Raw genomic sequence first — 8,049 nt, forward strand, 5'->3', positions numbered from 1 at the left:
TCTGCGACCTCGCCAAGATAGGCCCGGCGCGCATGATCCAGCATCATGGCATCCGGGTCCGGAAGGCGCGGGATCGCCCAACTGGCGGCGGCGTCCTTCGTGACGAATTTCCCCGTGCTGGCTGTGTACCACATCCGCGCAAGCGTCAGCAGGACATTCCGCTCGTCGCCGCGCAGCCCGCTCAGCAGACCGGGAAGGACATCGCGCATCGCCTGCCGGACATGCTCTATCGAGATATCCGGCAGCAGTTCCCCCACAGCTGGCCCGAGCAGGGAAATGGCCTGCTGACGAGCCTGTGCGATAATCAGGGAATATTCGGGATCACGTTCCGGTATCGGGATCTCACCGTCCTCGAAGGCGCCCCGCAACCACTCTCCATAGAGGAATTCAGCCTGCACCGGGTAGTCACCGCCCGCAAGGTCAGCCCGGCAAAATACCGTGACCTCAAGGCAACGGGGGGCGCCGGCTGCGGCAGGGTGACGACCGGAGAGGCGCAGCAGGTTCATCAGCAGAGCTTTGCGCTGGCTCGCGGTCAGCCCGGCATCAACAACCGCCAGCAGATCAATGTCGCTCTGCGGCCGGAGCCCGCCTGACACCGCAGATCCATGCAGGTAAGCACCGAGCAGCGCATCGCCCAGAACGCGGCGCAGGAGCGCCAAGGTCGACCGTATCTGTTCATCTTGATGGGGTGCCGTCTGCATGCCGTCGTTCTAGCCAACATTGCGCATCATCGGAAGGTGACATCAGCGATCAGGCGCACCGTCTCATCCTCGGCGTCTATCCTCGCGTAGCAGCCCCGTATCGTTACCCCTCGCGCTGGCCGACAGCATCCACCAACGCCTCAAGGTCTTCGCCGCCGGTCCAGTGGAGCGCGTGCCAGCCGAATGCCCGCGCCGCCTCGATATTCCTGAGTTGGTCATCCACCAGAATATGGTCCGCCCCGGCAAAGCCGCTCTTTGCCTCGGCCGCCTCGAAGAACGCCGGATCCGGCTTCTTTGCGCCGACAGCCGCCGAATAGACGATCCCGTCAACGCGGTCGGACAGCTTGAGCTCGGCCATCAGGTATTCCGCGCGTAAGTGTTCCTGGTTGGTGGCGAGAAAGATGCGGGTTCCGCGCGCGCGCAGCCGGTCGCAGGCCGCAAGCACGTCATGGTCGATCGTCGAATCGCGCTCGAACCAGTAGGCCATGAAATCATCCGGTGAGACCGGCGCTGCCAGCACCGGCAGACATTCCTCCAGCACCGCGCGCAGCGCCTTCTTGCCGGCGACGATCTCCGGCCAGTGCGGTATGAAGAAATGAGTTTCGAGCAGGTCCGGGTCGATGCCGAGATCACGCTTTATATCGCGGGCCCAGGACTGGCCGTCCGGACCGCTGATGATGACGCCGTCGACATCCAGCATCAGGCACTTGGTCATGTCGCTCACTCCGCAAGCTTCCGGCTCGTCATACCCTTCCCGATCGCGAAGGCCAAGGTCGACGCTTGACAAAGATAATATATCCATTATTCTGGATATATGGATGAGAATCAGACAATCGCGGCGCTGGCCGCACTGGCGCAGCCGACAAGGCTTCAGACCTTCCGGCTGCTTGTGGAAAGCGAACCGGACGGCATTGCGGCCGGCGAACTCGCCCGCAGGCTCGACGTTCCGCAAAACACCATGTCGGCGCATCTTTCGACGCTTTCCCGTGCCGGCATCATCGTCAACGAGCGCCAGGGGCGTTCGATCATCTACCGGGCCGATCTGGAGCGCTTCCGCGCCGTCATGCTCTATCTCCTGCAGGATTGCTGCGGCGGCAATGCGGACATCTGCGCGCCGCTGATCGAAGGGCTTCAGCCATGCTGCGCCAATGCCGACCCCACCCACGAGGACACCCGAAATGACCGACCGAACCATTAATGTTCTGTTTCTCTGCACCGGAAATTCCGCCCGTTCCATCATGGCGGAGGCGATCCTGAACAAGGAAGGCGCCGGCCGTTTCCATGCCTTTTCCGCCGGCAGCCGGCCGAAGGGCGAGGTTCACCCGCTGGCTCTCAAGACGCTTGAGACCATGGGCTACCCCACGGAGGGCTTCCGCTCCAAGAGCTGGGACGAGTTTTCCGGACCCGATGCCCCCGAGATCGATTTCATCATCACCGTCTGCGACAACGCCGCCGGCGAGAGCTGCCCGATCATGCGCGGCAGCGGCAGGCGCGCCCATTGGGGCGTGGAAGACCCGGCAGGCGTTTCCGGCACGGAAGAACAAAAGCAGCGCGCCTTCGCCCAGACCGCGACATTCCTGAAAAGCCGGATCATGGCCTTCCTCAATCTGGCCCAGGAAACCATCGATTCCGCGGGGATCGACACGCATATGAAGCAGATCGGCGCCATGGATGGCGCAACCGAGAAAAGCACGAAGGCCATCTGACATGTCCACCTTTGAACGCTACCTGACCGTCTGGGTGGCTCTCTGTATCGTCGCGGGCGTTGCGCTCGGCCATTTTTTCCCCACGGCGTTCCATGCCATTGCCGCCATCGAGGTGGCGCGGGTCAACCTTCCGGTCGCCGTGCTGATCTGGCTGATGATCATACCGATGTTGCTGCGGATCGATTTCGCCGCGTTGGCGCAAGTCGGCCGCCACTGGCGCGGCATCTCCGTCACCCTGTTCGTCAACTGGGCGGTGAAGCCGTTCTCCATGGCACTGCTTGGCTGGCTGTTCATCGGCTGGCTGTTTCGGCCCTATCTGCCCTCCGACCAGATCGATTCCTATATTGCCGGGCTGATCATTCTCGCGGCCGCGCCCTGCACCGCCATGGTGTTCGTCTGGTCGAACCTGACGAAGGGCGAGCCGCATTTCACACTGTCGCAGGTTGCCCTCAACGACGCGATTATGATCGTCGCCTTCGCGCCGATCGTGGCGCTGCTCCTCGGCCTGTCGGCGATTACCGTGCCGTGGGACACGCTGGTGCTGTCGGTCGCGCTCTACATCGTGATCCCGGTGATCATTTCGCAGATTATCCGCCGCTCGCTGCTGGCGGGCGGCTCCACGGCGCGGCTGGATTCCCTCCTTGCGCGCTTGCAACCGGCCTCGCTGGTCGCGCTGCTGGCCACGCTGGTGCTGCTGTTCGGCTTTCAGGGGGAACAGATCATCGCCCAGCCGATGATCATCGCGCTGCTGGCCGTGCCGATCCTGATCCAGGTCTATTTCAACTCCGGCCTTGCCTATCTGCTCAACCGTGCGGCGGGCGAGCAGCATTGCGTTGCCGGCCCCTCCGCCCTGATCGGCGCCTCGAACTTCTTCGAGCTCGCCGTCGCCGCCGCCATCAGCCTGTTCGGCTTCCAGTCCGGGGCGGCGCTCGCCACCGTTGTCGGCGTGCTGATCGAGGTGCCGGTAATGCTGTCGGTGGTCTATATCGTCAACCGCAGCAAGGGCTGGTATGAAAGCGGCGCGGCGGTTGCCCGCAACCCTCACCGCCCGGAGAGCGAGTCCAGCGCCTCGTAGCTCGTCGGATTGTCCGGGCAGAGACCGAGCCCGCATTCGGCCAGCGTCGAGACGCCGTTGCCGAGCGTCATCAGCACGAAGAACACGACCGCCACCAGCCCCAGCCCCGAAAGCCGGCGCGCCGGGGCGGTGGCAAAGCCGCCAAGCACCAGCATGGCTGCCGAACCGAGAATGACCAGCGCGAACACCAGAAAAGCCCAGGTATAAAAATGCAGGCCGAGGAAGGGATCGCCATAGGCCCCGGTGCCCGGCACCACATGCAGCGCCACCTGCCGGAGCGCCGGTACCGCGCCGGACAGCGCGCCCAGGATCATCAGCCCGTAGTGGCGCGGCGCCACCCCGAAAATGACGTTCAAAGCCAATCCGACGCCCACCATGACAAAGCCAGCGCGCTGCAGCAGGCAGAGCGGACACGGCAGTTCGCCATAGGCAAACTGTGCATAGAAGGCGAACAGCAGCACGATGGAAATCGCCAGCAGGGCGAGCGCGTTCAATGTGGCGGCCAGTGTTTCACGCATGACGTTCCCCTCCTACAGCGACAGATCGAGCGTATCGGTGGCATGGAGCCGGTAGAGCACCACAAGCAGCAGCAAGCCGGCAATCGTGAGCGCCACCGCCGCCCCCTTTCGATCCTTCAGCGCCAGGTAAACCGCGCCCGCGCCGATAAAAAACGGAAGTGCCATCATCCGAAAATCCCCCTCTGCAATACGACGCAAGACATGGCAGGCTTTTCAGGCGCCTGCAAGCAATACGCCGGGGGCGCCAGACATTTTATACGCCACGCCAAGCGGCAGCATCGGGTAGGAACGAAGGAATTCCCATTCGCCGCGCTTTGCTTTAGGCATGGCGGAAAGAAACCCCATCGGACGAGACTTTCCCCCATGCGCAAAGCCCATGAACTGCCCTACCGGCCGAATGTCGGCGTGATGATCCTGAACCCTGAAGGCAAGATCTGGCTGGGACGCCGGCTTTCGGAAAACAATTCGGAATCCGACGGCTCCCCGCAGCTCTGGCAGATGCCGCAGGGCGGGATCGATCCGGGTGAAACCCCGCTTGAGGCCGCCATCCGCGAGCTTTACGAGGAGACCGGCATGAAATCGGTGGAACTCATCGGAGAGGCGCCCGGCTGGATCAATTACGACCTGCCCGATCACCTGATCGGCATCGGCCTGCGCGGCAGGTTCCGCGGCCAGACCCAGAAATGGTTCGCTTTCCGCTTTCTCGGCGACGACAGCGAAATCGCGATCGATCCGCCGCCGGACGGCCATGAACGCGAGTTCGACGCCTGGCAATGGGCCGATATCGACATCCTCCCCGGGCTGATCGTCACGTTCAAGCGCGCGGTCTATGAAAGGGTCGTCGACGAATTCCGGCACCTGACGGACTGACGAGCGGACCGCGTGCAATAAAAAAGGCCCGGACAAATCCGGGCCTTAGGGAATCACGAAAATGCCAGGGAGCGGTTATTCGGCACTCTCGCTCGATGCGGCATTGAGCTGGGCATATTTCTGCTCGCCGATCGAATCCAGCAGATCGAGCTGGGTTTCGAGAAAGTCGATATGGCCTTCCTCGTCGATCATCAGTTCTTCGAAAAGCTTCATGCTGACGTAATCGCCAGCCTCGTGACAGATGTCACGGGATTCCTTGTAGGAATTGCGCGCTTCGTATTCGCCGGCCAGGTCCGATTCAAGCACTTCCTTGACTGTCTGGCCGATGCGCAGCGGCGCCACGGTCTGAAGGTTGGGATGGCCTTCGAGGAAGATGATGCGGTCGATCAGCTTGTCGGCGTGATGCATTTCCTCGATCGATTCCGCGCGCTCTTTCTCGGCGAGCTTCGTCAGACCCCAGTCTTTCGTGAGACGGTAATGCAGCCAGTACTGATTGACGGCGCCGAGCTCAAGAAACAGAGCTTCGTTCAGCCGTTCGATAACTTTTTTGTCGCCTTTCAATGTCCGCTCTCCTGTTCTTTTGGTGGAACTCTTTGAGGCGGCTCAAAAAATCACATATCTCAGCTTCGGTCGAGTCACTATTTTTGTGATAGGCCTCGGTCGTGCGGACGATGATATCGGCTACATTCGGGAAGCATCCACAGCAGCGGCCGCGCTTGGCCATGCGGTGATAAACCTTGGCGGGAACAACAAGCTGCCAACAGTCCTCGTCGAGCAGCTCGACGATGGTCTGTTCAATTTCCTTTTCGGTAATGAAATTGCAACTGCAAACCAGCATGCTTCCACCATTGACATAAGTCTCTGATGAGAGCTGTTTTGCAAAAGGCGAGGCTGATTGTCAAGATTAAATTATCGTCAGCCCGTCACCAAGGCTCTCACGAAAGCTTGAGCCGGGCCGAACGGAAATTGATCAACGAATGGAATCAGTTGACGGCGGCGAGCGCGCAGGGGTCGACCCCGTAGGCGGGCGCGCAGCCGGGCTTGCCCGCGGCAATGCTGCCGGGGGCGGCAAGAGAGGCCGCCATGATCATCAATGCCGCGCCTGCGAACAAAACAGCGATAGACTTACCCATCGTTTCAGAAACCCTTTTGATACGAACCCGCTTGATCATCTTAGCGATGACTTTCCAATAAACAGTAAAGGCGCAACTACTGTGACAGGTTCCCGAATGTGGCGAAATTTTTGCGAAATTGTGGGCAGGATATGCACCCGCCCCATTTTACCGTCAAGCGATTTTCCCGAACTGACCGTGCTGTCGATACTGAACGAGGTAAGTGCGCAACACCACCTCAAGCTGTGCCGGGCGAATGCCGAGGCCATCGAGCGTGCGCCCCTCCGCCTGTGCCTCTTCGGACACGATGTTGTCCGCTTTCAGAAGCTTGACCTGGTCGGAGGTCAACGGCGGCGCAATGAACGGAATGAGGCTGGCAATGCCGCCGAACAGCGAGGCGAGGCCGAACGGCATGGAGACGAGCGCGCGCTTGCGGCCGGTCACCGAAAGCAGCAGTTCCAGGCATTCGCGGAAGGTCAGCACGTCGCGACCGCCGAGTTCGTAGACGCTGCCTGCCTGAAGCTTGCCTTCGACGGAACGCGCGATCACCTCGGCGACGTCGCCGACATAGACCGGCTGAAACTTGGTCTCGCCGCCACCGATCAGCGGCAGGAACGGCGAGATCAGCGACATCTTGCCGAACTTGTTGAAGAAATCGTCCTCCGGACCGAAGATGATCGAGGGCCGCACGATCACCGCGTCGGGACAGATTTCCCTGATCGAGGCTTCGGCCACGCCCTTGGAGCGGGCATAGTGTGACGGACTGTCGGCATCGGCCCCGATGGCGGACACGTGCGTGAGCTTCGCGCCTTCGGAGCGGGTGACTTCGGCCACCAGACGCGCACCTTCGGTCTGCACCGCATCGAAGCCGTTCTTGCCGCTTTCAAACAGGATGCCGACGCAATTGACGACATGGTCGGCGCCGTGGATGGCGCGGCGCACTGATTCCTCGTAGCGCAGATTGGCCTGCATGAAGGTGATCTGGCCGACATTGCCGAGCGGCTGGAGAAACAGGGCGAGGTCGGGACGGCGAACGGCAACGCGGATGCGATATCCCCGTTTGGCCAGCGCCCGGACGACATAGCGACCGACAAAACCGGAACCGCCGAAGACCGTAACCAGCGGGGGAATGTTCGATAGCGTCATGACAAGCCTCTCGTTTGGATGATAGCTCCCCCTTAGCCCAATTGACCGCGAAGGTGAAGGGACAAGAGGTCGCGGCGGTTAATATCGCACAGCCTCGGCGGGCCGCCGTGGCCCTTGCGACACAGGCCGCGGCGCGCAGGGTGTCTCAGCCGTTCGCCGCCCCAAGCATCTCAGCCTCGATGTCATCGACAATCCGCCGCGCGGCGGCTTTCGGGTCATCCGCCTTGACGATCGGACGTCCGACGACGAGGTGGCTGGCGCCGGCGGCGATGGCATCGCGCGGCGTCATCACTCGCTTCTGGTCGTCGGCAACGGAGCCCGCCGGGCGGATGCCCGGCGTCACCACCGCCATCTCGGGTCCGATCACGCTGCGCACGACCCGCGCCTCGGCCGCCGAACACACCACCCCGCCCATGCCGGCCTCGGCCGCCTGGCGGGCGCGTTTTTCCACGAGCGCCGCGGCGGTTGCGGCATAGCCGGCTTCGATCAGGTCTTCGTCGTCCATCGAGGTGAGCACGCTGACGCCGAGCAGGCAGAGCGGCGAGCCTGCCGCAGCCGCGACAGCCGCGCGCATCGCCTTCGGATAGGCATGCAGCGTCAGCATGGTCACGCCCATCTTCGCGATATTCTCGACGCCCTTGGCCACCGTGTTATCGATATCGAGCAGCTTCATGTCGAGGAAGACCTGCTTGCCGTCTTCCGCCAGTTCGCGGGCGAAGGAAAGCCCGCCGGCGAAGGCGAGCTGGTAGCCGATCTTGTAGAAGGAAACGGTGTCGCCAAGCGTCTCGACCATGGCTTCCGCTTGGGCCACGGTCGGAACGTCCAGACCCACAATCAGGCGGTCGCGTGCACTCATGTCATCGGCTCCTTCGTCTCGTTTCACCGCGATGCAGTTCGCATAAAAACGCCCGCGCGAAAAGC

At 62.0% G+C, this 8,049-nt stretch carries 13 protein-coding genes; 4 read left to right on the forward strand and 9 right to left on the reverse strand.

Going from position 1 to position 8,049, the window contains the following annotated elements; translation table 11 throughout:
* Positions 1-701, reverse strand: a 701-nt coding sequence (locus tag B4E36_RS13525) for an aminoglycoside adenylyltransferase family protein (protein WP_345900462.1), incomplete at its 3' end; no start/stop codon positions are given.
* Between the two features lie 103 nt (positions 702-804).
* The gene (locus B4E36_RS13530; RefSeq protein WP_292051615.1) at positions 805-1,416 is read right to left on the reverse strand and encodes an HAD-IA family hydrolase; all 612 of its coding nucleotides are present in this window, start codon (positions 1,414-1,416) and stop codon (positions 805-807) included.
* Between the two features lie 99 nt (positions 1,417-1,515).
* On the opposite strand from B4E36_RS13530, the gene B4E36_RS13535 reads away from it, so the two are divergent.
* The 3 genes from B4E36_RS13535 to arsB are packed head-to-tail and all read left to right on the forward strand — an operon-like array spanning position 1,516 to position 3,482.
* Positions 1,516-1,899: an ArsR/SmtB family transcription factor gene (locus tag B4E36_RS13535; protein ID WP_292051617.1), complete on the forward strand. Its 384-nt coding sequence runs from the start codon at positions 1,516-1,518 to the stop codon at positions 1,897-1,899.
* Positions 1,880-2,407 (forward strand): arsenate reductase ArsC, encoded by a 528-nt coding sequence (locus tag B4E36_RS13540; RefSeq protein WP_292051619.1) that lies wholly within the window; start codon positions 1,880-1,882, stop codon positions 2,405-2,407. Before B4E36_RS13535 ends, B4E36_RS13540 begins: the two co-directional genes overlap by 20 nt.
* A gap of 1 nt (position 2,408) precedes the next feature.
* Positions 2,409-3,482 (forward strand): ACR3 family arsenite efflux transporter, encoded by a 1,074-nt coding sequence (arsB, locus tag B4E36_RS13545; protein ID WP_292051621.1) that lies wholly within the window; start codon positions 2,409-2,411, stop codon positions 3,480-3,482.
* Here arsB and B4E36_RS13550 read toward each other — a convergent pair.
* The gene (locus B4E36_RS13550) at positions 3,449-4,000 is read right to left on the reverse strand and encodes a disulfide bond formation protein B (RefSeq protein ID WP_345900463.1); all 552 of its coding nucleotides are present in this window, start codon (positions 3,998-4,000) and stop codon (positions 3,449-3,451) included. The two genes, arsB and B4E36_RS13550, sit on opposite strands and share 34 nt — an antisense overlap.
* Positions 4,001-4,012: 12 nt before the next feature.
* Positions 4,013-4,165 (reverse strand): DUF5993 family protein, encoded by a 153-nt coding sequence (locus B4E36_RS13555; protein ID WP_292051624.1) that lies wholly within the window; start codon positions 4,163-4,165, stop codon positions 4,013-4,015.
* Positions 4,166-4,363: 198 nt separating this feature from the next.
* Here B4E36_RS13555 and B4E36_RS13560 point away from each other — a divergent pair, with 198 nt between their 5' ends.
* On the forward strand, positions 4,364-4,870 hold the full coding sequence (locus tag B4E36_RS13560; RefSeq protein ID WP_292051626.1) for an RNA pyrophosphohydrolase: 507 nt from the start codon (positions 4,364-4,366) through the stop codon (positions 4,868-4,870).
* Positions 4,871-4,945: 75 nt separating this feature from the next.
* On the opposite strand, the gene bfr is transcribed toward B4E36_RS13560, so the two are convergent.
* The 5 genes from bfr to pyrF all read right to left on the reverse strand — a co-directional run bounded on the left by bfr (position 4,946) and on the right by pyrF (position 7,984).
* On the reverse strand, positions 4,946-5,431 hold the full coding sequence (gene bfr / locus B4E36_RS13565; protein WP_018065085.1) for a bacterioferritin: 486 nt from the start codon (positions 5,429-5,431) through the stop codon (positions 4,946-4,948).
* Positions 5,379-5,708 (reverse strand): (2Fe-2S)-binding protein, encoded by a 330-nt coding sequence (locus B4E36_RS13570; protein WP_292051630.1) that lies wholly within the window; start codon positions 5,706-5,708, stop codon positions 5,379-5,381. The genes bfr and B4E36_RS13570 overlap by 53 nt, the downstream gene beginning before the upstream one ends.
* 145 nt (positions 5,709-5,853) lie before the next feature.
* Positions 5,854-6,042, reverse strand: a complete 189-nt coding sequence (locus B4E36_RS13575) for a hypothetical protein (protein ID WP_018065083.1) — start codon at positions 6,040-6,042, stop codon at positions 5,854-5,856.
* A 114-nt stretch (positions 6,043-6,156) separates the two neighbouring features.
* Positions 6,157-7,128 carry a complex I NDUFA9 subunit family protein gene (locus tag B4E36_RS13580; protein ID WP_292051632.1) on the reverse strand — a complete coding sequence of 324 codons (972 nt, stop codon included), beginning with the start codon at positions 7,126-7,128 and terminating at the stop codon, positions 6,157-6,159.
* A gap of 145 nt (positions 7,129-7,273) precedes the next feature.
* Positions 7,274-7,984 carry an orotidine-5'-phosphate decarboxylase gene (pyrF, locus tag B4E36_RS13585; protein WP_292051634.1) on the reverse strand — a complete coding sequence of 237 codons (711 nt, stop codon included), beginning with the start codon at positions 7,982-7,984 and terminating at the stop codon, positions 7,274-7,276.
* Positions 7,985-8,049 lie beyond the last annotated feature (65 nt).

It is taken from the genome of Martelella sp. UBA3392, from assembly GCF_002358775.1.
Lineage (GTDB): Bacteria > Pseudomonadota > Alphaproteobacteria > Rhizobiales > Rhizobiaceae > Martelella > Martelella mediterranea.